This is a genomic window from Kitasatospora sp. HPM-01-4, from assembly GCF_051374625.1.
Taxonomy (GTDB): domain Bacteria; phylum Actinomycetota; class Actinomycetes; order Streptomycetales; family Streptomycetaceae; genus Kitasatospora.
This window is the reverse complement of the sequence record NZ_JBPQGP010000005.1, coordinates 2,714,681-2,741,612: the sequence shown is the minus strand read 5'-3', so window position 1 is coordinate 2,741,612 and position 26,932 is coordinate 2,714,681. Positions and strand designations below refer to the sequence as shown.

Annotated in this window: 23 protein-coding genes; 15 read left to right on the top strand and 8 right to left on the bottom strand. The window is 70.5% G+C overall.

Annotated features, from left to right (window positions below; genetic code table 11):
- Nucleotides 1-115: 115 nt before the first annotated feature.
- Both ACSMTC_RS11655 and ACSMTC_RS11650 read left to right on the top strand, forming a co-directional pair.
- Complete coding sequence (locus ACSMTC_RS11655) at nt 116-697, top strand: TerD family protein (protein ID WP_436559596.1); 582 nt, start codon at nt 116-118, stop codon at nt 695-697.
- A gap of 233 nt (nt 698-930) precedes the next feature.
- Nucleotides 931-1,905, top strand: a complete 975-nt coding sequence (locus ACSMTC_RS11650; protein WP_436559595.1) for a TerC family protein — start codon at nt 931-933, stop codon at nt 1,903-1,905.
- Nucleotides 1,906-1,968: 63 nt separating this feature from the next.
- Here ACSMTC_RS11650 and ACSMTC_RS11645 read toward each other — a convergent pair whose 3' ends face one another.
- Together ACSMTC_RS11645 and ACSMTC_RS11640 are read right to left on the bottom strand one after the other, a co-directional pair.
- On the bottom strand, nt 1,969-2,622 hold the full coding sequence (locus ACSMTC_RS11645; RefSeq protein WP_436559594.1) for an MBL fold metallo-hydrolase: 654 nt from the start codon (nt 2,620-2,622) through the stop codon (nt 1,969-1,971).
- Nucleotides 2,623-2,703: 81 nt separating this feature from the next.
- On the bottom strand, nt 2,704-3,456 hold the full coding sequence (locus tag ACSMTC_RS11640; RefSeq protein ID WP_436559593.1) for a maleylpyruvate isomerase family mycothiol-dependent enzyme: 753 nt from the start codon (nt 3,454-3,456) through the stop codon (nt 2,704-2,706).
- 298 nt (nt 3,457-3,754) lie between these two features.
- Here ACSMTC_RS11640 and uvrA point away from each other — a divergent pair, with 298 nt between their 5' ends.
- The 11 genes from uvrA to ACSMTC_RS11585 all read left to right on the top strand — a co-directional run bounded on the left by uvrA (nt 3,755) and on the right by ACSMTC_RS11585 (nt 16,799).
- Nucleotides 3,755-6,658, top strand: coding sequence for an excinuclease ABC subunit UvrA (gene uvrA, locus ACSMTC_RS11635; RefSeq protein WP_436559592.1), 2,904 nt, complete (start codon nt 3,755-3,757; stop codon nt 6,656-6,658).
- Nucleotides 6,659-6,805: 147 nt separating this feature from the next.
- Nucleotides 6,806-7,288, top strand: coding sequence for a Rieske (2Fe-2S) protein (locus ACSMTC_RS11630; RefSeq protein ID WP_436559591.1), 483 nt, complete (start codon nt 6,806-6,808; stop codon nt 7,286-7,288).
- An 86-nt stretch (nt 7,289-7,374) separates the two neighbouring features.
- Nucleotides 7,375-9,390: an excinuclease ABC subunit UvrC gene (gene uvrC / locus ACSMTC_RS11625; RefSeq protein WP_436559590.1), complete on the top strand. Its 2,016-nt coding sequence runs from the start codon at nt 7,375-7,377 to the stop codon at nt 9,388-9,390.
- Between the two features lie 124 nt (nt 9,391-9,514).
- On the top strand, nt 9,515-10,420 hold the full coding sequence (gene rapZ, locus ACSMTC_RS11620; protein ID WP_436559589.1) for an RNase adapter RapZ: 906 nt from the start codon (nt 9,515-9,517) through the stop codon (nt 10,418-10,420).
- 87 nt (nt 10,421-10,507) lie between these two features.
- A complete protein-coding gene (locus tag ACSMTC_RS11615) occupies nt 10,508-11,554 on the top strand; it encodes a gluconeogenesis factor YvcK family protein (RefSeq protein ID WP_436559588.1) in 1,047 nt (348 codons plus the stop codon).
- A complete protein-coding gene (whiA, locus tag ACSMTC_RS11610; RefSeq protein ID WP_344635213.1) occupies nt 11,545-12,525 on the top strand; it encodes a DNA-binding protein WhiA in 981 nt (326 codons plus the stop codon). Before ACSMTC_RS11615 ends, whiA begins: the two co-directional genes overlap by 10 nt.
- Before the next feature lie 253 nt (nt 12,526-12,778).
- The gene (gap, locus tag ACSMTC_RS11605; protein WP_436559587.1) at nt 12,779-13,783 is read left to right on the top strand and encodes a type I glyceraldehyde-3-phosphate dehydrogenase; all 1,005 of its coding nucleotides are present in this window, start codon (nt 12,779-12,781) and stop codon (nt 13,781-13,783) included.
- Between the two features lie 186 nt (nt 13,784-13,969).
- Nucleotides 13,970-15,175: a phosphoglycerate kinase gene (locus ACSMTC_RS11600; protein ID WP_436559586.1), complete on the top strand. Its 1,206-nt coding sequence runs from the start codon at nt 13,970-13,972 to the stop codon at nt 15,173-15,175.
- 4 nt (nt 15,176-15,179) lie between these two features.
- Entirely contained in the window at nt 15,180-15,965 is a 786-nt protein-coding gene (tpiA, locus tag ACSMTC_RS11595) for a triose-phosphate isomerase (RefSeq protein WP_436559585.1), read from the top strand.
- 89 nt (nt 15,966-16,054) lie between these two features.
- Entirely contained in the window at nt 16,055-16,291 is a 237-nt protein-coding gene (secG, locus tag ACSMTC_RS11590; protein WP_436559584.1) for a preprotein translocase subunit SecG, read from the top strand.
- Nucleotides 16,292-16,463: 172 nt separating this feature from the next.
- Nucleotides 16,464-16,799 (top strand): RNA polymerase-binding protein RbpA, encoded by a 336-nt coding sequence (locus ACSMTC_RS11585; RefSeq protein WP_329948631.1) that lies wholly within the window; start codon nt 16,464-16,466, stop codon nt 16,797-16,799.
- A 269-nt stretch (nt 16,800-17,068) separates the two neighbouring features.
- On the opposite strand, the gene pgl is transcribed toward ACSMTC_RS11585, so the two are convergent.
- From pgl to tkt, 5 genes are all read right to left on the bottom strand, one after another.
- A complete protein-coding gene (gene pgl, locus ACSMTC_RS11580; protein ID WP_436559583.1) occupies nt 17,069-17,854 on the bottom strand; it encodes a 6-phosphogluconolactonase in 786 nt (261 codons plus the stop codon).
- A complete protein-coding gene (opcA, locus tag ACSMTC_RS11575) occupies nt 17,851-18,942 on the bottom strand; it encodes a glucose-6-phosphate dehydrogenase assembly protein OpcA (RefSeq protein WP_436559582.1) in 1,092 nt (363 codons plus the stop codon). Before opcA ends, pgl begins: the two co-directional genes overlap by 4 nt.
- On the bottom strand, nt 18,939-20,504 hold the full coding sequence (gene zwf / locus ACSMTC_RS11570) for a glucose-6-phosphate dehydrogenase (RefSeq protein ID WP_436559581.1): 1,566 nt from the start codon (nt 20,502-20,504) through the stop codon (nt 18,939-18,941). Before zwf ends, opcA begins: the two co-directional genes overlap by 4 nt.
- Nucleotides 20,505-20,543: 39 nt before the next feature.
- The gene (gene tal, locus ACSMTC_RS11565; RefSeq protein WP_436559580.1) at nt 20,544-21,659 is read right to left on the bottom strand and encodes a transaldolase; all 1,116 of its coding nucleotides are present in this window, start codon (nt 21,657-21,659) and stop codon (nt 20,544-20,546) included.
- Nucleotides 21,660-21,858: 199 nt separating this feature from the next.
- On the bottom strand, nt 21,859-23,958 hold the full coding sequence (tkt, locus tag ACSMTC_RS11560; protein ID WP_436559579.1) for a transketolase: 2,100 nt from the start codon (nt 23,956-23,958) through the stop codon (nt 21,859-21,861).
- Nucleotides 23,959-24,417: 459 nt separating this feature from the next.
- Between tkt and ACSMTC_RS11555 the strand changes: the two genes are divergently transcribed.
- Nucleotides 24,418-25,365 (top strand): heme o synthase, encoded by a 948-nt coding sequence (locus tag ACSMTC_RS11555; RefSeq protein ID WP_436559578.1) that lies wholly within the window; start codon nt 24,418-24,420, stop codon nt 25,363-25,365.
- A 127-nt stretch (nt 25,366-25,492) separates the two neighbouring features.
- Nucleotides 25,493-25,831 carry a hypothetical protein gene (locus tag ACSMTC_RS11550; protein ID WP_436559577.1) on the top strand — a complete coding sequence of 113 codons (339 nt, stop codon included), beginning with the start codon at nt 25,493-25,495 and terminating at the stop codon, nt 25,829-25,831.
- A 103-nt stretch (nt 25,832-25,934) separates the two neighbouring features.
- On the opposite strand, the gene ACSMTC_RS11545 is transcribed toward ACSMTC_RS11550, so the two are convergent.
- Entirely contained in the window at nt 25,935-26,906 is a 972-nt protein-coding gene (locus ACSMTC_RS11545; protein WP_436559576.1) for a COX15/CtaA family protein, read from the bottom strand.
- Between the last annotated feature and the right edge of the window lie 26 nt (nt 26,907-26,932).

The following is a 26,932-nucleotide window of genomic DNA, read 5'->3' as shown; positions in this document are numbered from 1 at the left end:
CGACGGGGGAGGCGCGCACCTTGGGGGCCTCAGCCGGGGGACGGCAACGGGGTGATCCGCCGTGCAGCCGCGGCGGCGACCTGCCTGCCGGGCTGAGGAGAGAGAGGACAGCACCGTGTCGGTGAATCTGGCGAAGGGTCAACGGGTCAGCCTGCAGAAGGGTTCCGGGGAGACGCTGAGCCTGGTCAGGATGGGCCTCGGCTGGGAGGCCGCGCCCAGGCGCGGACTGTTCGGTCTGCGCAGGCGGGAGATCGACCTGGATGCCTCCGCTCTGCTCTACGCCGAGAGGACCCCCTCCGACGTGGTCTTCTTCCAGCACCTGAGCAGCAATGACGGCTCGGTCCGGCACACCGGCGACAATCTGGTCGGCGGAGTGGGCTCGGGCGACGACGATGAGTCGATCATGGTGGATCTGACGCGCGTCCCCGCGCACATCACCCAGATCGTCTTCACCGTCAGCTCCTACACCGGCCAGACCTTCGCCGAGGTGCGGAACGCGCACTGCCGTCTGGTGGACGAGAGCACCGGCCGTGAGCTGGCCCGCTACGAGCTGACCGGCGGCGGCCCGCACACCGGCCAGATCATGGCCAAGGTCTTCCGTGAGGACGGCGGCGGCTGGGGCATGCAGGCCATCGGCGCCCCGGCCAGGTCCCGCACCTTCCAGGACCTGCTGCCGGCGATAGAGCCGTACCTCTAGCCCCCCGGCGGTTTTTTACCTTTTTTACCCCTCCTTGGAGTTCTGTTAGTCTTGGCGGAAACGGAGGGGAGTATTCCCTCGCAGTGGTCCCGTCAGCACGGGTGCCCCCTTGTTCCAGGGGTCGCGCGCCCCGGGGCCGCTGGTCCGTTCGCTCCGTGTGGGGGAGCGTACGGGCGGAAGAGACCTCCGGCAGTGATGCGTTTTGCTCGCTCAATTGCCGGAGGGCTCAAAAAATGGACGTTTCCGCAGGCCTCTGGGCCGGCACCATCGGCGTGCTGGTCGCACTTATCGTGGCGGACTTCTTCATCGGCGGCCGGAAGCCGCACGAGGTGTCGATCAGGGAAGCCGGTACCTGGACCGCGGTCTGGGTCGTTCTGGCGCTGCTGTTCGGCGGTTTCCTATGGTGGCACTCCGGTGCGCAGCCGGCCGGTGAGTTCTTCGCCGGGTACGTCACCGAGAAGTCGCTCAGCGTGGACAACCTCTTCGTGTTCATCCTGATCATGAGCAAGTTCGCGGTGCCGGCGATCCACCAGCAGCGTGTGCTGATGGTCGGTGTGATCATCGCGCTCATGCTGCGAGCGGTCTTCATCGCCGCCGGTGCCGCCCTGATCACCACCTTCTCCTGGGTCTTCTACCTCTTCGGCGCGTTCCTGATCTGGACCGCCTGGAAGCTGGTCAAGGACGCCCGTGCGGGCGGGGAGGAGACGGAGTTCGAGGGGAACCGCCTGCTCAGGACGGTCGAGCGGTTCTTCCCGTCGACGGACCGGTACCACGGCAGCAGGCTCGTCGTGCGCGAGCACGGCAGGCGGCTGATGACGCCGATGCTGGTCGTGATGCTCGCCATCGGCAGCGCCGACATCCTCTTCGCGCTGGACTCGATCCCGGCGATCTTCGGTCTGACCCAGGACCCGTACATCGTGCTCACCGCCAACGCCTTCGCGCTGATGGGCCTGCGCCAGCTGTACTTCCTGATCGGCGGCCTGCTGAAGAAGCTGGTCCACCTCTCGTACGGGCTGTCGGTGATCCTCGGGTTCATCGGGGTGAAGCTGGTGCTGCACGCGCTGCACGAGAGCGGTGTCCACGTACCGGAGATCGGCATCCCGTTCTCGCTGGGCTTCATCGGGCTGGTCCTGGCGGTCACCACGACCACCAGCCTGATCGCCTCGCGCAGGGCGGCACGGGAGGGCCTCGCCGAGGCGAACGGCTAGCAGGACGGGCGAAGGGGCGGCCCCGTCCGTACGGGACCGCCCCTTCGCCCCCGCCCGGGGCCGTCACCAGCCGCGCGCGCGCCACTCGTCGAGGTACGGGCGCTCGGCGCCGAGAGTGGTGTCGTTCCCGTGGCCGGGGTAGACCCAGGCCTCGTCCGGGAGGGCGTCGAAGATCTTCTCCTTGACGTCGCGGAACAGGCTGGCGAACCGCGCCGGGTCCTTCTCGGTGTTGCCGACGCCGCCGGGGAAGAGGCAGTCCCCGGTGAACACGTGCGGGTGGCCCTGCGGGTCGTCGTAGATCAGCACGATCGCGCCGGGGGTGTGGCCCACCAGGTGGCGGACCCGCAGCTCCACCTGGCCGACCCGCAGCACGTCCCCGTCGTCCAGCAGGATGTCGGTGGGCACCGGGATGCCGGGCGCGTCGATCCGTCCGGCGGCCGTCCGGGCTCCGGTGGCCTCGACCACCTCGGCGAGCGCGGCCCAGTGGTCGTGGTGCCGGTGCGTGGTGACCACGGTGGCCAGCTGCTCGCCGACCGACTCCAGCAGCACCGGCGCCTGCGCCGCGGCGTCGATCAGCAGCTGCTCGTCGGTGGCCCGGCAGCGCAGCAGGTAGGCGTTGTTCTCGAACGGGCCGACCGCGATCTTGGTGATCATCAGGTGGGCGAGTTCCCGCAACTCCGGCGGGCCGCCGACCTTCACCGCTCCGTGGTACGTCATCGCGTCGCTGCTCCTCGTCGATTCGGTCCCGGGTGCCCGTGCCGGGCGCCCGTCCTGCCGGTCATCTGCATCATCGCCTGCTCAGCCCAGCGGCGGAAGCTCCGGCAGGGCGCGGAGCGCGTCCGCCACCGGCCCGCCGTCCCGGTGGACCCGCAGGCCCGCACCGGCCGAGCGGCCGGACACCCAGGCGGTGAGGCCCCGGACCGGGCCCCCGACGGTCAGGGCGGGCTCGGCGCCGGCCGGACCCAGCTGCGCCCGGGTGCCGCTGTCCTCGGCCACCAGCAGGACCGCCGGAACCGGGTCGACGGCGAACTGCTCCGCCAGCCGGACCAGTTCGGTGACCGCGAAGTCCTCGGGCCAGTGCTCGGGGGTGTACCCGGCGACCAGGTCGACATGGTGGTACTCCAGCTCCTGGTGGCGCTTGAGGACCAGCTTCCAGGCCGGGAAGATCCTGCCGCTGCGGTGCCGGATCAGGGTGTTCCAGTCGTTGCCGGACATCCTGGCCGCGGCCGCGTGGAACCGGGCGCCGCTGGCCTCCAGGTCGGCGAGCTGTTCGGCGAGCGGGCGGAGGGCGCCGAGACGGATGCCGTCCTCGCGGGCCGCCTCGCTGGCGTACTGGGGGATGTCCCGGCCGGTCCGGGCGCCCTCCAGCAGATTGACCAGGGAGTCGGCGTTCCTGGCGAGGTGGGCCAGGACATGGCCGCGGCTCCAGTCCGGAAGCGCGGACGGCTCGCCGACCTGGGCGGGGTCCAGACCGCCGACGGTGCGCAGCAGGCGCTCGGTGGACTCGGCGACGGTCTCCAGCGCGGCGGTGACGGTCTCGGCGTCTGTCATTGAAACTCCAGTGCGTTGCCCGGGCGGGTGCTCACTCGTTGACGTCGGTGACGCTACCGGCTCCCGGAGATCCTGAGCAGCGGGTTTCCCAAGGCGTGAGCAGGGGCGGGGCGGGGGCCTTCACTCGTTCGGGTGGCTTCGACTGGACAGGGTCGATAATCGAACGCATGAGCTATAGGCTGACATGCGGCAAGCTGGAAGAAATCACTCGATTGCTCACTTGACTACGGAGCGGGCCGTACGCCGGCCGGCCGCGCAGTCGTCGAAGCCATCTCCCCCGGGAAAGGCGCCAGAAGCAGTGGCAGACCGCCTCATCGTCCGCGGTGCTCGCGAGCACAACCTCAAGAACGTCTCGCTCGACCTGCCGCGGGACTCCCTGATCGTGTTCACCGGCCTGTCCGGGTCGGGCAAGTCCTCGCTGGCCTTCGACACGATCTTCGCCGAGGGCCAGCGCCGGTACGTCGAGTCGCTGTCCTCGTACGCCCGCCAGTTCCTCGGCCAGATGGACAAGCCCGACGTGGACTTCATCGAGGGCCTCTCGCCGGCGGTCTCGATCGACCAGAAGTCCACCAACCGCAACCCGCGCTCCACCGTCGGCACCATCACCGAGGTGTACGACTACCTGCGCCTGCTGTTCGCCCGGATCGGCAAGCCGCACTGCCCGCACTGCTCCCGCCCGATCGCCAAGCAGTCCCCGCAGGCCATCGTCGACCGGGTGCTCGAACTCGCCGAGGGCACCCGCTTCCAGGTGCTCAGCCCGGTGGTGCGCGAGCGCAAGGGCGAGTTCGTCGACCTCTTCGCCGACCTCCAGTCCAAGGGCTACGCCCGCGCCCGGGTGGACGGCACCACCGTCCAGCTCACCGAGCCGCCCACGCTGAAGAAGCAGGAGAAGCACACCATCGAGGTGGTCATCGACCGCCTCACCGTCAAGGAGAGCGCCAAGCGCCGCCTGACGGACTCGGTCGAGACGGCGCTCAAGCTCTCCGGCGGCATGGTGGTGCTCGACTTCGTCGACCTCCCCGAGGACGACCCGGAGCGCGAGCGGATGTTCTCCGAGCACCTCTACTGCCCGTACGACGACGTCTCCTTCGAGGAGCTGGAGCCGCGCTCCTTCTCCTTCAACTCCCCGTTCGGCGCCTGCCAGGAGTGCTCCGGCCTGGGCAACCGGATGGAGGTCGACCCCGAGCTGGTCATCCCCGACCCGGAGCGCTCGCTGGACGACGGCGCGATCCACCCCTGGTCCCAGGGCCACACCAAGGAGTACTTCCAGCGCCTGGTCGACGCGCTCGCCGGCGAGCTGGGCTTCCGTACCGACATCCCGTGGGCCGGGCTGCCCGCCCGCGCCCGCAAGGCGCTGCTGTACGGGCACAAGACCCAGGTCGAGGTCCGCTACCGCAACCGCTACGGGCGCGACCGCTCGTACACCACCTCCTTCGAGGGCGCGATCCCGTTCGTCACCCGCCGCCACTCCGAGGCGGAGAGCGACAGCAGCCGCGAGCGCTTCGAGGGCTACATGCGCGAGGTGCCCTGTCCGGCCTGCCAGGGCACCCGGCTCAAGCCGGTGATCCTCTCGGTCACCGTCGAGGGCCGGTCGATCGCCGACGTATCCGCGATGTCGATCAGCGACTGCGCCGAGTTCCTGGGGGCGCTGAAGCTCACCGCGCGGGACAAGCAGATCGCCGAGCGGGTGCTCAAGGAGGTCAACGAGCGGCTGCGCTTCCTGGTCGACGTCGGCCTGGACTACCTCTCGCTCAACCGCGCCGCGGGCACCCTCTCCGGCGGTGAGGCCCAGCGCATCCGGCTCGCCACCCAGATCGGATCCGGCCTGGTCGGCGTGCTGTACGTGCTGGACGAGCCGTCCATCGGCCTGCACCAGCGCGACAACCACCGCCTGATCGAGACCCTGGTCCGGCTCCGCGACATCGGCAACACCCTGATCGTGGTCGAGCACGACGAGGACACCATCAAGACCGCCGACTGGGTGGTCGACATCGGCCCCGGCGCCGGTGAGCACGGCGGCAAGGTGGTGCACTCCGGCTCGCTGAAGGAGCTGATGGCCAACGACGAGTCGATGACCGGCCAGTACCTCTCCGGCAAGCGCTCCATCCCGATCCCGGCCGCGCGCCGGGCGCGGGACAGGAAGCGCCAGCTCACCGTGCACGGCGCCCGTGAGCACAACCTGCGCGACGTCACGGTCGGCTTCCCGCTCGGCACCTTCACCGCGATCACCGGTGTCTCCGGATCGGGCAAGTCCACCCTGGTCAACGACATCCTCTACACCCACCTCGCCCGCGAGCTGAACGGCGCGCGCAGCGTCCCCGGCCGGCACACCCGGATCACCGGCACCGACCTGGTGGACAAGGTGGTGCACGTGGACCAGTCGCCGATCGGCCGCACACCGCGATCCAACCCGGCGACGTACACGGGTGTCTTCGACCACGTCCGCAGGCTCTTCGCGGAGACCCAGGAGGCCAAGGTCCGGGGCTACCTGCCCGGCCGCTTCTCCTTCAACGTCAAGGGCGGCCGCTGCGAGAACTGCTCCGGCGACGGCACCATCAAGATCGAGATGAACTTCCTGCCGGACGTCTACGTCCCGTGTGAGGTCTGCCACGGCGCCCGCTACAACCGGGAGACGCTGGAGGTCCACTACAAGGGCAAGTCCATCGCCGAGGTGCTGGACATGCCGATCGAGGAGGCCCTGCACTTCTTCGAGGCGGTCCCGGCGATCGCCCGCCACCTGAGGACGCTCAACGACGTCGGGCTCGGGTACGTCCGGCTCGGGCAGTCCGCGCCGACGCTGTCGGGTGGTGAGGCGCAGCGCGTCAAGCTCGCCTCCGAGCTGCAGAAGCGTTCCACCGGCCGGACGGTCTACGTCCTGGACGAGCCCACCACCGGTCTGCACTTCGAGGACATCAGCAAGCTGATCAAGGTCCTCGACGGTCTGGTGGCGAAGGGCAACACCGTCATCGTCATCGAGCACAACCTCGATGTGATCAAGACCGCCGACTGGGTCGTGGACATGGGTCCCGAGGGCGGCAGCGGCGGTGGCACCGTGGTCGCCGAGGGCACGCCCGAGGAGATCGCCGCGATCACGGCCAGCCACACCGGGAAGTTCCTCCGCGACATCCTGGGCGACGGCCAGGTCGACGCCCCGGCGCCGGCCAGGAAGACCGCTCGCAAGCGGGCGGCCGCCAAGAAGTAGCCGCCGGCGGCGCGGCGGTCCGTGGTCCATGCGATGGACCACGGACCGCCGTGCGCCCGGCAGCGGCCGGCCCCGGGTTCACAGGCGGCGGGCATAGACTGCCGCCGGTCCAGCCCGTACCCAGTGCACCCGAGGGAGACGCCACCGATGTCCGAGGCCGTCGAAAGTCCCACCGCCGCCCTGCCCGAGACCTCCCGCCGGAAGCTGCTCTGCGGTGCCGGCGCCGTACTGGCCGTCGGCGGTGCCGTCGCGGTCACCGGGTGCTCCTCGTCGGCGAACGGCGGGGCCTCGGGCGGCTCGTCCGGGGGCTCGGCCCAGTCGGCCCAGTCGGCCGGGCCGGTCGACGTGGGCCCGGCGGCGGCCGTCCCGGTCGGCGGCGGCACGGTCTACCGCGAGAAGAAGATCGTGGTGACCCAGCCGACCGCCGGTCAGTACAAGGCGTTCAGCGCCGTCTGCACCCACGCGGGCTGCGTCGTGGACAACGTGGCCAACGGCCAGATCCAGTGCCCGTGCCACGGCAGCCGCTTCGCGATCGCGGACGGCTCGGTCCAGGACGGCCCGGCGCCGAAGCCCCTGCCGGAGTACAAGGTGGCGGTGCAGGGCGGCAATCTCGAGGTCACGAAGGGCTGAGCCGCAGGTCCCGTACAACACCGGTCACGGCGACCGGTGTTCGGGACTGCCCCCGGAGTGTCGGTGGGGGTCGGTACGGTAGAGCCATGGCCGACCCCTCCACGTACCGCCCGGCACCGGGTGCGATCCCGACCTCGCCCGGCGTCTACAAGTTCCGTGACGCACACGGGCGGGTCATCTACGTCGGCAAGGCCAAGAGCCTGCGACAGCGTCTCTCCTCGTACTTCCAGGACCTCGCGGGCCTCCATCCGCGGACGGCCACCATGGTCACCACCGCCGCCTCGGTGGAGTGGACGGTGGTCGCCACCGAGGTCGAGGCGCTCCAGCTGGAGTACTCCTGGATCAAGGAGTTCGACCCCCGTTTCAACGTCAAGTACCGCGACGACAAGAGCTACCCGGAGCTCGCGGTCACCCTGAACGAGGAGTTCCCCCGGGTCCAGGTGATGCGCGGGGCGCACAAGAAGGGCGTGCGCTACTTCGGTCCGTACGGGCACGCCTGGGCGATCCGCGAGACGGTCGACCTGATGCTGCGGGTCTTCCCGGTCCGCACCTGCTCCAACGGCGTGTTCAAGCGCGCCCAGCAGGTCGGCCGCCCCTGCCTGCTCGGCTACATCGGCAAGTGCTCCGCGCCCTGCGTCGGCCGGATCTCACAGTCCGAGCACGCCGAACTCGCCGAGGAGTTCTGCGACTTCATGGCCGGCCGGACCGGCGGCTACCTGCGCCGCCTGGAGCAGCAGATGCAGGAGGCCGCCGTCGCGATGGAGTACGAGCGCGCGGCCCGGCTGCGCGACGACATCGCCGCCCTCAAGCGCGCGATGGAGAAGAACGCGGTGGTCCTCGGCGACGGCACCGACGCCGACCTGCTCGCCCTCGCCGAGGACGAGTTGGAGGCCGCCGTGCAGATCTTCCACGTCCGCGGCGGCCGGGTGCGCGGCCAGCGCGGCTGGGTCACCGACAAGGTCGAGGACGTCGACACCGCGGCCCTGGTCGAGCACGCGCTGCAGCAGCTGTACGGCGGCGGCACCGAGTCCGTCCCGCGCGAGGTGCTGGTCCCCGAGCTGCCCCGGCCGCTCGAGCCGGTCCAGGACTGGCTGAGCGGCCTGCGTGCCACCCAGACCGCCAAGGGGGGCCAGGTCGACCTCAGGGTGCCCCAACGCGGCGACAAGAAGGACCTGATGGCCACGGTCCAGCGCAACGCCCAGCAGGCGCTGGCCCTGCACAAGACCAAGCGCGCCTCCGACCTGACCACCCGCAGCCGGGCCCTCCAGGAGATCACCGACGCCCTGGAGCTGGACTCCGTCCCGCTGCGCATCGAGTGCTTCGACATCTCGCACCTGCAGGGCGAGGACGTGGTCGCCTCGATGGTGGTCTTCGAGGACGGCCTGGCCCGCAAGAGCGAGTACCGGCGGTTCCAGATCAGGGGGTTCGCCGGCCAGGACGACGTCCGGTCGATGCACGAGGTGATCAGCCGCCGCTTCCGCCGCTACCTGCAGGAGCGCGAGCAGACCGGGGAGTGGGCCGTCCCCGAGGAGGACGACGAGCCGGTGACGGCCGGTCCCCTCGACCCCGAGACCGGCCGTCCCAAGCGCTTCGCCTACCCGCCCCAGCTGCTGGTGGTCGACGGCGGCCAGCCCCAGGTCGCCGCCGCCAAGCGGGCGTTGGACGAGCTGGGCATCGACGACGTCGCACTCTGCGGGCTGGCCAAGCGACTTGAGGAGGTCTGGCTCCCCGGTGAGGACGACCCGGTGGTGCTGCCGCGCAGCAGCGAGGGCCTGTACCTGCTCCAGCGGGTCCGCGACGAGGCGCACCGCTTCGCCATCACCTACCAACGCGGCAAGCGCGCCAAGCGGTTCACGGCGGGGGAGCTGGACTCCGTCGCCGGTCTCGGCGAGACTCGCCGGAAGGCACTGCTCAAGCACTTCGGCTCGCTGAAGAAACTGCGCGCGGCCACCGTGGACCAACTCTGCGAGGTCCCGGGCATCGGTAGGCGGACGGCGGAAACTGTTGCCGCAGCGTTGGCCTCCCGTACACCGGCCGCACCTGCGGTGAACACCGCAACCGGCGAGATCATTGAAGACGACGCACCGCAGGAGACGCCTTGACGGCCGACGCCGCCCGTCAGTCACCGGGTTCCGTGTCACCCCTCGGGGTGGTAAGGGAATGCCCGGGCGACGCCAGAAGCGTTCTCCTCAGCAGAACCACCGAAAGCGGGGAACCGAAGTGACAATGTCTGATTATGGGGGTACTTCTCGGCCGGAGGCCGGAGGAGAGAACGCCCCGGAGCTAGTGATCATCTCCGGCATGTCCGGAGCCGGCCGCAGCACGGCCGCCAAGTGCCTGGAGGACTTGGGCTGGTTCGTCGTGGACAACCTCCCGCCGGCACTCATCCCGACCATGGTCGACCTCGGCGCCCGATCCCAGGGCGCGGTACCCCGGATCGGCGTCGTGGTGGACGTCCGGGGCCGCAAGTTCTTCGACGACCTGCTGACCTCCCTGGACGAGCTGGAGAAGCGCGGCGTCCGGCTGAGGGTGGTCTTCCTGGAGTCCTCCGACGACGCCCTGGTGCGCCGCTTCGAGTCGGTCCGACGCCCGCACCCGCTGCAGGGCGACGGCCGGATCGTGGACGGGATCAGCCAGGAGCGCGAGCTGCTGCGCGACCTGCGCGGCGAGGCCGACCTGGTGATCGACACCTCCAACCTCAACGTCCACCAGCTGCGCAGCAAGATGGACGCGCAGTTCAGCGACCACGACGAGCCCGAACTGCGGGCCACCGTGATGTCCTTCGGCTTCAAGTACGGCCTCCCGGTCGACGCCGACCTGGTGGTCGACTGCCGCTTCCTGCCCAACCCGCACTGGGTGCCCGAGCTGCGGGCCCGTACCGGCACCGACAGCGACGTCTCGGACTACGTGTTCCAGCAGGCCGGTGCCAACGAGTTCCTCAACGGTTATGCCGAGCTGCTCAAGATCGTGACCGAGGGGTACCGCAGGGAGGGCAAGCGCTACATGACCCTTGCCGTAGGCTGCACCGGGGGCAAGCACCGGAGTGTCGCCATGTCCGAGCGGTTGACGAAGCGTCTGATCGCGGACGGCGTCGAGACGGTGCTGGTCCACCGCGACATGGGCAGGGAGTGAGCCTGCGGGAGTGACGACACCGCCCCGCCGGCCGCTCTCCGGGGTACACAACAGGAACGTGGGGTCGGTGTGACGGGATACTCGCCAGTGCGGCAGCTCCAGCACAAATCTGCCGACCGGCGAGAACAGGCGGCACCGAGGCCCCGCGCCGGCGCGCCCAGAATCACCGCGCTGGGCGGCGGCCAGGGGCTGTCCGCCTCGCTCTCGGCGCTTCGTCGGCTGACCACCGAGCTGACCGCCGTGGTCACCGTCGCCGACGACGGCGGCTCCAGCGGACGGCTGCGCAGCGAACTCGGCGTGCTGCCGCCCGGGGACCTGCGCAAGGCGCTGGCGGCGCTCTGCGGGGACGACGACTGGGGCCGCACCTGGTCCGAGGTGATCCAGCAGCGCTTCACCGGCGACGGCGAGCTCGGCGGGCACGCGGTCGGCAACCTGCTGATCGTCGCGCTCTGGGAGAAGCTCGGCGACCCGGTGGAGGCGCTCAACTGGGTGGGCCGCCTGCTCAACGTCCAGGGCCGGGTGCTGCCGATGTCGGCGGTCCCGCTGGACATCGAGGCCGAGGTGCGCGGCCACGACCCGGCCCGCCCGGAAGAGATCAGCGCGGTGCGGGGCCAGGCCGATGTGGCGGCCACCCCCGGCACGGTCCTGTCGATCCGGCTGCTGCCCGAGGAGCCCCCGGCGGTGCCCGAGGCGGTCGAGGCGGTGATGGAGGCGGACTGGGTGGTGCTGGGCCCCGGCTCCTGGTTCACCAGCGTGCTGCCGCACCTGCTGGTCCCCGAGCTGGCCAAGGCGCTCACCGAGACCCGGGCCCGCCGGCTGCTGACCCTCAACCTGGCCCCGCAGCCCGGCGAGACCGAGGGCTTCACCCCGCAGCGGCACCTGGAGGTCATCGCCGACCACGCTCCGGAACTCGCCGTGGATGCGATCCTGGTGGACGAGCAGGCCGTCACCGGCGGCGCCTTCGGGGTGGCCGACCTGGAGGGCCTGGGCAAGGCCGCGGAGCGGATGGGCGCCTCGCTGGTACTCGACCGGGTGGCCGGGACCGACGGCACGCCGCGACACGACCCGGAGCTCTTGGCGGCTGCGTACGACCGGATTTTCCGGACACATGGAAGGATCGGCCCATGGCGATGACGGCAGCGGTGAAGGACGAAATCAGCCGGCTCCCCGTCACCCGGGCCTGCTGCCGCAAGGCGGAGGTCTCGGCGATCCTGCGATTCGCGGGCGGTCTGCACATTGTGAGCGGCCGGATCGTGATCGAGGCGGAGCTGGACACCGGCATGGCGGCGCGGCGGCTGCGCAAGGACCTGCTGGAGATCTTCGGACACTCCTCGGACCTGGTGGTGATGGCCCCCGGCGGCCTGCGACGCGGCAGCCGGTTCGTGGTGCGGGTGGTGAAGGACGGCGAGCTGCTGGCCCGGCAGACCGGGCTGGTGGACGGGCGCGGACGGCCGATCCGGGGGCTGCCCCCGGCGGTGGTCTCCGGGGCGACCTGTGACGCCGAGGCGGCCTGGCGCGGGGCCTTCCTGGCCCACGGCTCGCTGACCGAGCCGGGCAGGTCCTCCTCGCTGGAGATCACCTGCCCCGGGTCGGAGGCGGCGCTGGCGCTGGTCGGCGCGGCCCGGCGGCTCGGCATCCCGGCCAAGGCCCGCGAGGTGCGCGGAGTGGACCGGGTGGTGATCCGGGACGGCGACGCGATCGGCGCGCTGCTGACCAGGCTGGGCGCGCACGAGTCGGTGCTGGCCTGGGAGGAGCGCCGGATGCGCCGCGAGGTGCGGGCCACCGCCAACCGGCTGGCCAACTTCGACGACGCCAACCTGCGCCGCTCGGCCCGCGCGGCCGTCGCGGCCGGCGCCCGGGTGGCCCGCGCGCTGGAGATCCTCGGTGACGAGGTGCCCGAGCACCTGGCCGCCGCCGGCCAGCTGCGGATGCAGCACAAGCAGGCCTCGCTGGAGGAGCTGGGCGCGCTGGCCGATCCGCCGCTGACCAAGGACGCGGTGGCCGGCCGGATCCGCCGGCTGCTGGCGATGGCCGACAAGCGTGCCGCCGAACTGGGCCTGCCCAGCACCGAGGCCAACCTCACCGACGAGATGGCGCTCAACTAGGGCGCGTGCGCAGGGCTTTCCGGGCCCGGTTCGGCCGCTGGGGCGCGGGGAGGAGCGCGAGCGGGACGGTGCGATGCGAACGCCGCCCGACCCGTGCGCTCCCCGCGCTTTCGACCTGCCGCTTCGCATCCGCTGCGGAGAGGCGATGTGCCCAGGCGACCTCGGGAGAGGTAGGGTCGTGGGTGGTCGGGGAAATCCCAAATTCCACCCCGTCGGCAATAGGGCCGGCGTACCTACATAAGGAGATCGGTTCGTGACGATCCGGGTAGGCATCAACGGGTTCGGCCGCATCGGCCGTAACTTCTTCCGTGCGGTCAAGGCCCAGGGCGCAGACATCGAGATCGTCGGTGTCAACGACCTGACCGACACGAAGACCCTGGCGCACCTCCTCAAGTACGACACCACCCTGGGCACCTTCCCGGGCGAGGTGTCGCACTCCGCGGACAGCATCACCGTCGACGGCAAGACCTTCAAGGTCACCGCCGAGCGTGACCCGGCCAACCTCCCCTGGGGTGAGCTGGGCGCCGACATCGTGGTCGAGTCCACCGGTATCTTCACCAAGGCCGAGGCGGCCAAGAAGCACATCGCCGCCGGTGCCAAGAAGGTCATCATCTCGGCGCCCGCCACCGACGAGGACGTCACCATCGTCATGGGCGTCAACGACGACAAGTACGACGCCGCCAGCCACACGATCATCTCCAACGCCTCCTGCACCACCAACTGCGTGGCGCCGATGGCGAAGGTGCTGAACGAGAGCTTCGGCATCGTCAAGGGCCTGATGACCACGGTCCACGCGTTCACCAACGACCAGGTCACCCTGGACTTCCCGCACAAGGACCTGCGTCGCGCCCGTGCCGCCTCGCAGAACATCATCCCGACCTCGACCGGTGCCGCCAAGGCCACCGCGCTGGTCCTGCCGGAGCTCAAGGGCAAGCTGGACGGCACCTCGCTGCGCGTCCCGGTCCCGACCGGCTCGATCACCGACCTGGTCGTCACCCTGGAGCGCGACGTCACCAAGGACGAGGTCAACGCCGCCTTCCAGAAGGCCTCCGAGGGTGCCCTCAAGGGCGTCCTGTCCTACACCGAGGACCCGATCGTCTCCTCGGACATCGTCAACAACCCGGCCTCCTGCATCTTCGACGCCCAGCTGACCATGGTCCAGGGCAACCAGGTCAAGGTGCTCGGTTGGTACGACAACGAGTGGGGCTACTCCAACCGCCTCGTCAACCTGACCACCCTCGTCGGTGGCCAGCTCTGACCTGCGGATCCGACGTGACGTAAGGGGCGGGGCCCGGAAGGCGGTTGAGCTTCCGGGCCCTTCCTCTGCGTCGCCGGCCACCGGCCGTGGGTGCTCCTGCCCTGCGCCCGCGGGCACCCTCACTCTCTATCGGCGGCACGATGCCGTGCCGCCACCAGGCGTTACCTTCTCCCCGGGAGACCGAAGTTGAAGACCATCGAAGACCTGGACGTGGCCGGCAAGCGGGTGTTCGTCCGCGCCGACCTCAACGTGCCGCTGTCCGACGGCCGGATCACCGATGACGGCCGGATCCGCGCCGTCGCGCCGACCATCGCCAAGCTGCTGGAGCGCGGCGCCCGCGTGATCGTCGCCTCGCACCTGGGCCGTCCGAAGGGCGAGCCCGACCCGCAGTTCTCCCTCGCCCCGGTCGCCGTGCGGCTGGGTGAGGTGCTCGGAAAGTCCGTCTCGTTCGCCACCGACACCGTCGGCGAGAGCGCGAAGGCCACCGTCGCCGCCCTGGCCGACGGCGAGGTCACGCTGCTCGAGAACCTGCGTTTCAACGCGGGCGAGACCAGCAAGGACGACGCCGAGCGCGGTGCCTTCGCCGACCAGCTGGCCACCCTCGCCGACCTCTACGTCGGTGACGGCTTCGGCGCGGTGCACCGCAAGCACGCCTCGGTCTACGACCTCCCGGCCCGGCTGCCGCACGCCGTCGGCGACCTGATCGAGACCGAGGTGGGTGTGCTCAAGCGCCTGACCGAGGACGTCGCCCGCCCGTACGTGGTCGTGCTCGGCGGTGCCAAGGTCTCCGACAAGGTCGGCGTGATCGACAACCTGCTGGGCAAGGCCGACCGCATCGTCATCGGCGGCGGCATGGCGTACACCTTCCTCGCGGCCAAGGGCTACGAGGTCGGCATCTCGCTGCTGCAGAAGGACCAGATCCCGACCGTCCTGGAGTACCTGGACCGGGCGGAGAAGAACGGCGTGGAGTTCGTCCTGCCGGTCGACATCTGCGTCTCCGCGAACTTCCCGGACACCAAGACCCACGCCCCGGTCGAGGACTTCGAGATCGTGGACGCGGACAAGATCCCGGCCACCAAGGAGGGCCTGGACATCGGCCCGAAGAGCCGCGAGCTCTTCGCCTCGAAGATCGCGGACGCGGCCACGGTGTTCTGGAACGGCCCGGTCGGCGTCTTCGAGCACCCGACCTTCGCGAACGGCACCAAGGCCGTCGCGCAGGCGCTGATCGACAGCGACGCGTTCACCGTGGTCGGTGGCGGCGACTCCGCCGCGGCCGTCCGCATCCTGGGCTTCGACGAGACGGAGTTCGGGCACATCTCGACCGGCGGTGGCGCGAGCCTCGAGTACCTGGAGGGCAAGAAGCTTCCCGGTCTCACCGCCCTGGAAGGCTGATCGTATGACTGAGCGTCTCCCGCTGATGGCGGGCAACTGGAAGATGAACCTCAACCACCTCGAGGCCATCGCCCACACCCAGAAGCTGGCCTTCGCGCTGGCCGAGAAGGACTACGAGGCGGTCGAGGTGGCGGTCCTGCCGCCGTTCACCGACCTGCGTTCGGTGCAGACCCTGGTCGACGGCGACAAGCTGAAGATCAAGTACGGCGCCCAGGACCTCTCGGCACACGACTCGGGCGCGTACACCGGAGAGGTCTCCGGCCCGATGCTCGCCAAGCTGAAGTGCAGCTACGTGGCCATCGGCCACTCGGAGCGCCGCGAGTACCACGGCGAGAGCGACCAGCTCGTCAACGCCAAGGTCAAGGCCGCCTACCGCAACGGTGTGGTGCCGATCCTCTGCATCGGCGAGCCGCTGGAGATCCGCAGGGCCGGTACCCACGTCGAGTACACCCTGGCGCAGCTGGACGGCGCGCTGAAGGACGTCCCGGCCCTCGAGGCCGAGCAGATCGTCGTCGCGTACGAGCCGGTCTGGGCGATCGGCACCGGCGAGGTGGCGACCCCCGAGGACGCCCAGGAGGTCTGCGCGGCGATCCGCGGCCGGCTGGCCGAGCTGTACGGCGCCGAGCTGGCCGGGAAGGTCCGCATCCTGTACGGCGGTTCGATGAAGGCGGGCAACGTGGCCGGTCTGATGGCCAAGCCGGACATCGACGGCGGTCTGATCGGCGGCGCCTCGCTGGACGCCGACGAGTTCGTCAAGATCGTGCGCTACCGGGAGCAGGCAGTAGGCTAACGCCGCCGCGGCAACGTAGGCTTTGGGGTCGGACCGCCTCCGGGTGGTCCGGCCCTTCGCCGAAAGATACGAGAGAGTTGGTCCCCGCCGTGATTCTCGGGTTCTCGATTGCCCTGATCATCTTCAGCGTGCTGATGATCCTCCTGGTGCTGCTGCACAAGGGGAAGGGCGGCGGTCTGTCCGACATGTTCGGTGGTGGCGCGATGTCGGCCGGCGGCGGCTCCGCGGTGGCCGAGCGCAACCTCGACCGCATCACCATCATCGTGGGCATCGCCTGGTTCGCCTGCATCGTGGTGCTCGGACTGCTGCTCAAGTACAAGAGCTGATTCTCCCGCCCCTGGTACGCCGGGGATCTGACGGTACGTCTCCCGGGCGCTTATGCTGAACTGCGCCCGGAGGCGGTGGTGGCAGATCCTTAAGCGCCGCTTACACTGGGACGACTTCGCCACCGTCCGCAGATAGCGGCGGGCGGCAGTGGGACACGCAGGGAGTCAGACCGTGGCAAGTGGCAACGCCATCCGTGGCAGCAGAGTAGGCGCCGGCCCGATGGGCGAGGCGGAGCGCGGCGAGTCCGCCCCCCGTAACCGGATCACCTTCTGGTGCGCCAACAAGCACGAGACGCGCCCCAGCTTCGCGGCTGAAGCCGTGATCCCGGAGACCTGGGACTGTCCGCGCTGCGGCTTCCCGGCCGGCCAGGACGAGCACAACCCGCCGGCGCCCTCGCGCAACGAACCGTACAAGACCCATCTCGCGTACGTCCGCGAGCGCCGCACCGACGCCGACGGCGAGGCGATCCTGGCCGAGGCGCTCGCCAAGCTGCGCGGCGAGATCTGAGCAGAACGACCTGAAAGGGCGACACCGGACAACTCCGGTGTCGCCCTTCGGTGTTGTCGTGGACTTAGAACTTAGAACTTAGAACTCAGACCGACCGGCACGCGACGCCACGCTCCCTATTGCCGGTCGGTCCTAGCTGGGACCCGCTCCTGGGCGGACCGTTGTGGCGGAGCACCGCGGCCCGGCTCCGAACGGATCGGAGCCGGGCCGCAGTTGGATGCCGTCGCGTGAGGGCGCGGGGCCCTGCCCGACGGCGGGTCAGGCAAGCCCTAGGAGGGCGGGTAGAGCCCGGTGGGGATCTTCGAGGCCGCGGCGCGGTCGAGGAGCCACAGGGTGCGGCTGAGGCCGCGGGCACCGGAGGCCGGGGCCTGGACCTCGCCGGGGCTGGTGAGGGCCATGGCGACGGCGTCGGCCTTGTCCTCGCCGGCCGCCAGCAGCCAGACCTCGCGGGCCGCCCGGATGGCCGGGAGGGTGAGCGAGATCCGGGTGGGCGGCGGCTTGGGCGCGCCGTGGACGGCGACCACGGTCAGCTCGCTCTCCCGGACACCCGGGTGCTCGGGGAAGAGCGAGGCGACGTGGGTGTCCGGGCCGACGCCGAGCAGCAGTACGTCGAAGGCCGGGACGTCGGCGTGCCCGCCGGGGCCGGCCGACCGGGCCAGCTCCTGGGCGTAGCGGGCGGCGGCGGCCTCCACGTCGGACCCGTGCTCTCCGTCCGAGGCCGGCATCTCGTGCACCCGCGCCGGGTCGACCGGGACGGCGTCGAGCAGTTCCCGGCGTGCCTGGACGGCGTTGCGCTCCGGATCGTCGGACGGGACGTAGCGCTCGTCGCCCCACCAGAGGTCCAGCCGGGCCCAGTCCACCGCGTCGCGCGCCGGGGAGGCGGCGATCGCGGCGAGCAGGGCGTTGCCGTTGCGCCCGCCCGTGAGCACCACCGAGGCGGTGCCACGGGCGGCCTGGGCGTCCACGATCCGGGTGATCAGCCGGGCGGCGGTCGCCTGGGCCATCAGCTCCTTGTCGCGGTGGACAACCAGCTGCGGCGTGGTGGCAGCCGTCACGACGAGGCCCGCTTCCGGGACGCCGTCTTCCTGCCACCGGACTTCTCGGCCGGCTCGTCGGCCGCCTCGTCGCCCGCGGCCGGCTGCGGCTCGGCAGCGGCAGTGGCGGCGGGGTCGGCGGCGGCCGGGGCCTCGGGGGAGGCCTCCCCGTCCGGCTCGGCGGGCTCCCGCAGCCGCTCCACCGGGGTGCGGACGGCACTCGCGTAGATGTCGTCCGGGTCGAGGCGGCGCAGCTCCTCCGCGATCAGCTCCGAGGTCTCCCGGCGCTTGAGCGCGACCTGGCGGTCCGGCGAGCCGGGCATGCAGAGCGTGCCCATCAGGCCGTCCGGGCGGTCCAGGACGATGGCGCCGTCCTGGGTGCGCAGGGTGACCGCGGTGATCCCGGGCCCGGCGGTGACCACCCGCTCGACCGGGACGTTCAGCCGGTTCATCAGCCACAGCCCGAGCAGCTCGACGCTCGGGTTGTAGGACTCGCCCGCGACCACGACGGAGGTGATCTTCGCCGGGCGCTGGTCCAGGGCGGCGGCCAGCATGGAGCGCCAGCCGGTGATCCGGGTCCAGGCCAGGTCGGTGTCACCGGGGGTGTAGCTGTCGGCCCGCTGGGCGAGCTGGCCGACCGGCGACTCGGCGGTGACGGCGTCGGTGATCCGGCGCTGGGCGAGGGCGCCCAGCGGGTCCTGCGCGGGGTGCAGCGGAGCGTTCTCCGGCCACCAGACCACCACGGGGGCGTCGGGCAGCAGCAGCGGCAGCACCACCGACTGGGCGTGCGAGGCGAGTTCGCCGTGCATCCGCAGGATGACGGTCTCGCCCGAACCGGCGTCCGAGCCGACCAGGATCTCGGCGTCCAGCCGGGTCTCGGCACGGGCCCGGGGCGAGCGCCCCGCACGCTTGATCACCGCGAGGGTGCGGTTGGGGTGCTCGCGCGAGGCGTCGTTGGCGGCCTTGAGCGCGTCGTAGGCGCTGCCCTCGTCGGTGACGATGACGAGGGTGAGCACCATCCCGCCGGCGGCGTTGCCGCCCGCCCGGCGGGCGTCCATCAGCGCTGCGTTGATCTTGCTGGACGTGGTGTTGGTCAGGTCGATCTTCATGGCCGACGCCAGCTCCTGCCGTCTCGTGCGAGCATCTCGTCCGCCTCGACCGGTCCCCAGGTCCCGGCCGGGTACTCGGCGGGCTTGCCGTGGGTGTCCCAGTAGTTCTCGATCGGGTCGAGGATCTGCCAGGAGAGCTCGACCTCCTGGTGACGGGGGAACAGGTTGGCGTCACCGAGCAGGACGTCCAGGATGAGCCGCTCGTACGCCTCCGGGCTGGACTCGGTGAAGGACTCCCCGTACTGGAAGTCCATGGTGACGTCGCGTACCTCGAAGGAGGTGCCCGGCACCTTGGAGCCGAACCGCACCGTCACGCCCTCGTCCGGCTGCACCCGGATGACCAGGGCGTTCTGCGAGAGCTCCTCGGTGGCGTAGGCGTCGAAGGGCAGGTAGGGCGCGCGCTTGAAGACCACCGCGATCTCGGTGACCCGGCGGCCGAGCCGCTTGCCGGTGCGCAGGTAGAACGGCACGCCCGCCCAGCGCCGGTTGTTGATCTCCAGCTTGATCGCCGCGTAGGTGTCGGTCTTGGACTCGGGGTTGATGCCGTCCTCGTCCAGGTAGCCGACCACCTCCTCGCCGCCCTGCCAGCCGGCCGTGTACTGGGCGCGCACGGTGTGCTCGCCCAGGTCGGCCGGGAGCTTGACCGCGCTCAGCACCTTGAGCTTCTCCGCGACCAGCGCCTTCGGGTGGAAGGAGGCGGGCTCCTCGATGGCGGTGAGCGCCATCAGCTGGAGCAGGTGGTTCTGGATGACGTCACGGGCCGAGCCGATGCCGTCGTAGTACCCGGCACGGCCGCCGATACCGATGTCCTCGGCCATGGTGATCTGCACGTGGTCCACGTAGGACCGGTTCCAGATCGGCTCGAACATCGTGTTGGCGAAACGCAGCGCCAGGATGTTCTGGACGGTCTCCTTGCCCAGGTAGTGGTCGATCCGGAAGACCTCGTCCCGGGGGAAGACCTCGTGGACGATCCGGTTCAGCTCCTGGGCGCTCGCCAGGTCGTGGCCGAACGGCTTCTCGATCACCGCGCGGCGCCAGGAGCCGTTCGGCGGGTCGGCCAGACCGTGCTTCTTCAGCTGCTGGACCACGATCGGGAAGGAGCTCGGCGGCACCGACAGGTAGAAGGCGAAGTTGCCGCTGGTGCCCTGCGCCTCGTCCAGGTCCTGGATCGTCTTGCGCAGGTGCTCGAAGGCCTCGTCGTCGTCGAAGGAGCCCTGGACGAAGCGCATGCCCTTGGCGAGCTGCTGCCAGACCTCCTCCCGGAACGGGGTCCGGGAGTGCTGCTTGACGGCGTCGTGGACCTCCTTGGCGAAGTCCTCGTCCGCCCACTCGCGGCGGGCGAAGCCGACGAGGGAGAAGCCCGGCGGCAGCAGGCCGCGGTTGGCGAGGTCGTAGATGGCCGGCATCAGCTTCTTGCGCGACAGGTCGCCGGTGACACCGAAGATGACCAGGCCCGACGGCCCCGCGATACGCGGGAGCCGTCGGTCTGCGGGGTCCCGCAGGGGGTTCGAGGCGGCGAGCGGGGCTTCGCCCTGCTCGACCTCGGGATAGTCAGTGCTCACGGGAGTGGCTCCGCTTTCGGTGGGTGTGAGCGGGTGAGATCACTTCTCGGTGGCGAGGGCCGCCAGCGAGGCGGTGACGGTGTCGAGCAGCTCGTTCCACGACTGCTCGAACTTCTCCACACCCTCATCCTCCAGCACCTGGACGACGTCGTCGTAGTCGACACCGGCGGCGGCGATGGCGTCCATCAGGGCCTTGGCGTCGGCGTAGTTGACGGTGATGGTGTCACCGGTGACCACACCGTGGTCGTCGGTGGCGTCCAGGGTGGCCTCGGGCATGGTGTTCACGGTGCCGGGAGCGACCAGCTCGGTGACGTACAGGGTGTCCGGCAGGGCCGGGTCCTTGACACCGGTGGAGGCCCACAGCGGACGCTGCGCCTTGGCGCCGGCGGCCTCCAGGGCCTTCCAGCGGTCCGAGCTGAAGACCTCCTCGTAGGCCTGGTAGGCGAGGCGGGCGTTGGCCAGGGCGGCCTTGGAACGGAGCTGCCTGGCCTCGCCGCCGATCTTGTCCAGGCGCTTGTCGATCTCGGTGTCCACGCGGGAGACGAAGAACGAGGCGACCGACTCGATCTGCGAGAGGTCCAGGCCGGTGGCCTTGGCCTGCTCCAGACCGGTCAGGTAGGCGTCCATCACCGCGCGGTAGCGCTCCAGGGAGAAGATCAGCGTGACGTTGACGCTGATGCCCTTGCCGAGAACGGCGGAGATGGCGGGCAGGCCGGCCTTGGTGGCGGGGATCTTGATGAACACGTTCGGGCGGTCCACCAGCCACCACAGCTGCTTGGCCTCGGCGACGGTGGCCTCGGTCTCGTGGGCCAGGCGCGGGTCGACCTCGATGGAGACCCGGCCGTCGCGGCCGTTGGAGGCGTCGTAGACCGGACGCAGCACGTCGGCCGCGTCGCGCACGTCCGAGGTGGTGATCATGCGGACGGCCTCGTCGGTGGTGACCTTGCGGACCGCCAGGTCCTTCAGCTGGCCCTGGTAGGCCGCGCTGCCACCGCCGATGGCCTTCTGGAAGATGGTCGGGTTGGTGGTGACGCCCACCACGTGCTTGCTCTGCACCAGTTCGGCCAGGTTCCCGGTGTTCAGCCGGTCGCGGCTGAGGTCGTCCAGCCAGATCGCCACGCCTTCGTCGCTGAGGCGCTTCAGTGCGTCAGTCATGGTGCTTCATCCTCTTCTTCGTCTTCGTACGTCTGCTGTGGGGTGGTCGGCCGGGGCCGGGTGTCCGATGTGCGGTCGGATGCCCGGCCCACTGCGGCCCGAGGGCCGAAGGGCGTTCAGGCCGATGGCGACGATCGCCGCTGGTGCGTCGTTCTTCGCTTTCGGCATCGGCACGCCCTTCGGCTTGCGGGGCAGGGCTCTAGCGGGAGATGGCCTCGACCGTGCGGACCGAGGCACGGGCGGCGTTGGCCACGGCGTCCGCGGTCAGGCCGAACTCACGGAAGAGCACCTTGTAGTCGGCGGAGGCGCCGTAGTGCTCCAGGCTGATGATCCGGCCGGCGTCGCCGACCAGCTCGCGCCAGCCCTGGGCGATGCCCGCCTCGACCGAGACCCGGGCCCGGACGTTCGGCGGCAGCACGCTGTCGCGGTACGCCTGGTCCTGCTCGTTGAACCACTCGATGGACGGCATGGAGACCACGCGGGTCGGGATGCCGTCGGCCTCCAGCTCCTCGCGGGCCTTGACCGCGAGCTGCACCTCGGAGCCGGTGGCGATCAGGATCACCTTCGGCGCGAAGTTGGAGGCCTCGGCCAGCACGTAACCGCCCTTGGCGACGCCGTCGGCCGAGTTGAAGACCTCGCGGTCGAAGGTCGGCACACCCTGGCGGGTGAGCGCCAGGCCGACCGGACCGGGGTGGCTGGAGTGCCGCTCGGCGATGGTGCGCCAGGCGACGGCGGTCTCGTTGGCGTCGGCCGGGCGGACGATCGACAGGCCCGGGATGGCGCGCAGCGCGGCCAGCTGCTCGACCGGCTGGTGGGTCGGGCCGTCCTCGCCGAGGCCGATCGAGTCGTGCGTCCAGACGTAGGTGACCGGGAGCTTCATCAGCGCGGCGAGGCGGACGGCCGGGCGCATGTAGTCGGAGAACACCAGGAAGGTGCCGCCGAAGACCCGGGTGTTGCCGTGCAGCGCGATGCCGTTCATGGTCGAGCCCATGGCGTGCTCGCGGATGCCGAAGTGGATGGTCCGGCCGTACGGGCTGGCCGACTTCAGCGGGTTGCCCTCGGGGAGGAAGGAGCTGTCCTCGTCGATGGTGGTGAGGTTGGACTCCGCGAGGTCGGCCGAGCCGCCCCACAGCTCCGGGATCACCGCGCCGAGCGCCTTGAGGGTGTCGCCGGAGGCCTTGCGGGTGGCGACGTCCTTGCCGGCCGGGAAGACCGGGACGGCCTTCTCCCAGCCGTCGGGGAGCTCGCCGGCGAGGATCCGCTCGAACTCGGCGGCGCGCTCCGGGTTGGCCTCGCGCCAGGCGTGGAAGCCCTTCTCCCACTCGGCCCGGGCGGCCTTGCCGCGCTGGACGACCTCGCGGGCGTGGTTGACGACCGCGTCGGTGACCTCGAAGGTCTTCTGCGGGTCGAAGCCCAGCACCTTCTTGGTGGCGGCGATCTCGGCCTCGCCGAGCGCCGAGCCGTGCGCCTTGGCGGTGTCCTGGGCGTTCGGGGCCGGCCAGGCGATGATGGTGCGCATCGCGATCATCGACGGCCGGGAGGTCTCGGCGCGGGCCGCCTCCAGGGCGGTCGCCAGGGCGTGCACGTCGATGTCGCCGTCGGCCTTGGGCGTCACCCGCTGGACGTGCCAGCCGTACGCCTCGTAGCGGGCCAGGACGTCCTCGGAGAAGGCGGTCGCGGTGTCGCCCTCGATCGAGATGTGGTTGTCGTCGTACAGCGCGACCAGGTTGCCCAGCTTCTGGTGCCCGGCCAGCGAGGACGCCTCGGCGGAGATGCCCTCCTCCAGGTCGCCGTCGGAGACGATCGCCCAGATGGTGTGGTCGAACGGGGACTCGCCCGCCGGGGCCTCGGGGTCGAACAGACCGCGCTCGTAGCGGGCGGCCATCGCCATGCCGACCGCGTTGGCGATGCCCTGGCCGAGCGGACCGGTGGTGGTCTCGACACCGGCGGTGTGGCCGTGCTCCGGGTGGCCCGGGGTGCGGCTGCCCGCGACACGGAAGGCCTTGAGGTCGTCGAGCGACAGCCCGTAGCCGGACAGGTACAGCTGGGTGTACAGCGTCAGCGAGGTGTGCCCCGGCGAGAGCACGAAGCGGTCACGGCCGACCCAGGCCGGGTCGGTGGGGTCGTGGCGCAGGAAACGCTGGAAGATCAGGTACGCCGCGGGGGCCAGCGACATGGCCGTGCCCGGGTGGCCGTTGCCCACCTTCTGGACTGCGTCCATGGCCAGGACCCGGGAGGTGTCGACCGTGCGCTGGTCCAGCTCGGTCCACTCGAATGCGTTCGTCGGCGTGGTACTCACCCTGAGTCAGGGCTCCTTCCATAAATGAAGAGTGACCCCGTGAGGGACCGGTCGGCCACGTCATTGTGGGCCTGACGTCTGAATGGTGCCGGTCACGGAGGGTTGATCCCGCTTCTCTGTGCGAGCCTACCGCCAGAGCGGGCCCCGTCCTGCGTGCCGGGACAACCAGGACCGCGCGCCCGGGATTCCCCGACAGGGAGGGACGCACCTTGTCCTACCCTGTCCCATCTCGATCGGCTTTGCGCGTCCAAGGGCCGGGACGGGCGAGGGGCGCCCCTCGGGTGGAGTGAGAAGGCGTTCTGCCGGGTTCACCCGGCGGTGTGCGCTTGCGCCTCGCCGGGGGACCCCGAGGCGGGGGCGGAGATATGGAGCGTCTAAGGTGGCGTGGTACGCGCAGCGCGGTCGTGACGGCAACCAAGCGGTCCCGGGGACGCCTGTGAAGATTCATCTTGAGTTGGGGTGTTCGTGACCGCCGTCGAGAGCCGCCCTGCCGGGGCGGTCGGGGCGAGCCCTGCGCGCCGGCCGTTCGGGGCCCGCGTAGGGGCATTCGTCGCACTGACCAAGCCTCGGATCATCGAGCTGCTGCTGATGAGCACCGTCCCGGTGATGTTCCTGGCGCAGCGTGGGGTTCCCAATCTGCTGCTGGTCCTGTATGTGGTCGTCGGTGGCTACCTGTCGGCCGGCGGCGCCAATGCGCTGAACATGTACATCGACCGCGACATCGATGCGGTGATGTCCCGGACCGAGCGCCGCCCGATCGTCACCGGCATGGTGTCGCCGCGCGAGGCGCTGGTGTTCGGCATCTCCCTGGCAGTGGGCTCCACGCTCTTCCTCGGGCTGCTGGTGAACTGGCTGTCCGCGGGGCTGGCGCTGTCCGCGCTGCTGTTCTACGTCTTCATCTACACGCTCGGCCTGAAGCGGCGCACCGCCCAGAACATCGTCTGGGGCGGGATCGCGGGCTGCATGCCGGTCTTCGTCGGCTGGGCGGCGGTCCGCAACTCGCTGTCCTGGTCGGCGCTGGTGCTCTTCCTGGTGATCTTCTTCTGGACGCCGCCGCACTACTGGCCGCTCTCCATGAAGGTCCGGGAGGACTACGAGAAGGCCAACGTGCCGATGCTCCCGGTGCTCAAGGGCAACCTGGTGGTGGCCAGGCAGATCGTCATCTACTCCTGGGTGATGGTGGCAGTCTCGCTGACCCTGTGGCCGCTGGCGCACACCACGCTGCTCTACCCGATCGCGGCGGCCGTGCTCGGTGCCTTCTGGCTCAAGGAGGCGCACGGCCTGTACGCCCGGGCCAAGGCGGGGATCGTGGGGGCGCAGCTGAAGGAGATGCGGCTGTTCCACTGGTCCATCACCTATCTGTCGCTGCTCTTCGTGGTCGTCGCGGTGGACCCGTTCCTCCGATAGACCGGCTGTACCGAAAGGCCCGACCTGGAGACAGGTCGGGCCTTTTCGCATCCCGGCGGGGAGGGTGTGTTCGGCCGCACACGGCGGTGGCGTCGCGGGAGTGAATACCGGTGGGTAGCATGCGGACATGACCAGCGCAGAGACTGCCACCAACGCCCCGCAGGACGCCCGCGCCGAGCGCCGTGCGAAGCGCATCGCCAAGCACATCGAGAGCTTCGCCCGGCAGCACGGCGGCAGCGCCGACGGCGTGGTCGAGTACGTCGGCCGGACCGCCACCCGGATCGTCCTGGTGGGCGCGGACGGCGCGTGGGGCGACCAGGTCGCCCCGACCCACGCCATCGGGCTGCGGGCCGCCGAGCTGTCCGGGGTGACCCTGCACGACAGCTTCGAGGGCGAGCTGGGGCTCAAGGTGAAGACCGGCGCCTACGAGTGGAAGCGGATGGCCGGTATCCAGATCGGCGGCTGACAGCCCCTGCGGAACGGGGGCGAGGGGCCAAAGGAAACAGGGGCGCGGGGAGCCGTGCGGAGGTGACCTCCGCGCGACTCCCCGCGCCCCTGTTCCGTGTCTCTCAGGCGGCCTGGAGGGTCCTGGGTGCCGCCTCGGTGTCCGGGGCGCTCCCGCCGGTACGGGTACGGAGAGCGAGCGGGACGCGCAGGGCGGCGGCCATGATCAGGGCGGAGCCGAGCATGTGGAAGCCGACCATGATCTCGGGGGCGTCGGTGAAGTACTGGATGAAGCCCAGCAGCCCCTGGGCCAGCAGCAGGACGAGCAGCTCGCGGATCCGGGCCCGGGCAGCCGTCGGGGCCTTGACCGCGGCGAAGGTGAAGACCAGGGCCAGCACCAGGCCGACCGAGAGGAACACCAGGTCGGCGTGGGCCTGGACGAGCCGGTCGTAGTCGATCGGGATGCGGTAGACGGGCTTGCCACCGTGGCTGGCGGCGCCGGGGTGGTGGCCCGCGCCGGTCACCATCGTGCCGACCAGCACCAGCAGGGCGATCACCCCGACCATCACCTGGGACAGCCGCATCAGGGGCTGGGAGACCAGCTGCTGCGGGGCGCCGTCGCCCTCCTTGGAGCGCTCCCACATCAGCAGGGCGACCGCGAGCAGGAGCATCGCGGACACCATGTGCACCGCGACGATGTACGGGTTGAGCCCGGTCAGCACCGTGATGCCGCCGATCACCGCGTTGCTCATCGTCAGCCAGAACTGGGCCCAGCCGAGCCTGGTGAGGCCGCGGCGCCACGGGCGGTGGCAGCGGGCGGCCAGGATGGCCCAGCCGATCGCCGCGCAGAGCACGTAGGTGAGCATCCGGTTGGTGAACTCGATGACACCGTTGACGCCCATGGCCGGGGTCGGCGTCAGGCTCTCGGCGGTGCAGCGCGGCCAGGTGGTGCAGCCGAGTCCGGAGGAGGTGAGCCGGACGGCGCCGCCGGTGACCACGATCACCACGCTCATCACCAGCGCGGCGAGCGCGGCCCGCCGGACCATCGCGGCGGACGGCTGCCAGCGGTCGGCAAGGAGGGAGAAGGGGGTACGCACCCGTTCATCCTAGGTCGGCTTATACC

Coding starts and splice junctions, on each gene's coding strand:
- ACSMTC_RS11645 (WP_436559594.1), bottom strand. CDS start 2,622: ATGACGTACCACGGAGCGGTGAAGGTCGGCGGCCCGCCGGAGTTGCGG.
- ACSMTC_RS11550 (WP_436559577.1), top strand. CDS start 25,493: ATGACCAGCGCAGAGACTGCCACCAACGCCCCGCAGGACGCCCGCGCC.
- ACSMTC_RS11630 (WP_436559591.1), top strand. CDS start 6,806: ATGTCCGAGGCCGTCGAAAGTCCCACCGCCGCCCTGCCCGAGACCTCC.
- rapZ (WP_436559589.1), top strand. CDS start 9,515: ATGTCTGATTATGGGGGTACTTCTCGGCCGGAGGCCGGAGGAGAGAAC.
- uvrC (WP_436559590.1), top strand. CDS start 7,375: ATGGCCGACCCCTCCACGTACCGCCCGGCACCGGGTGCGATCCCGACC.
- ACSMTC_RS11650 (WP_436559595.1), top strand. CDS start 931: ATGGACGTTTCCGCAGGCCTCTGGGCCGGCACCATCGGCGTGCTGGTC.
- ACSMTC_RS11640 (WP_436559593.1), bottom strand. CDS start 3,456: ATGACAGACGCCGAGACCGTCACCGCCGCGCTGGAGACCGTCGCCGAG.
- tpiA (WP_436559585.1), top strand. CDS start 15,180: ATGACTGAGCGTCTCCCGCTGATGGCGGGCAACTGGAAGATGAACCTC.
- whiA (WP_344635213.1), top strand. CDS start 11,545: ATGGCGATGACGGCAGCGGTGAAGGACGAAATCAGCCGGCTCCCCGTC.
- opcA (WP_436559582.1), bottom strand. CDS start 18,942: ATGAAGATCGACCTGACCAACACCACGTCCAGCAAGATCAACGCAGCG.
- tal (WP_436559580.1), bottom strand. CDS start 21,659: ATGACTGACGCACTGAAGCGCCTCAGCGACGAAGGCGTGGCGATCTGG.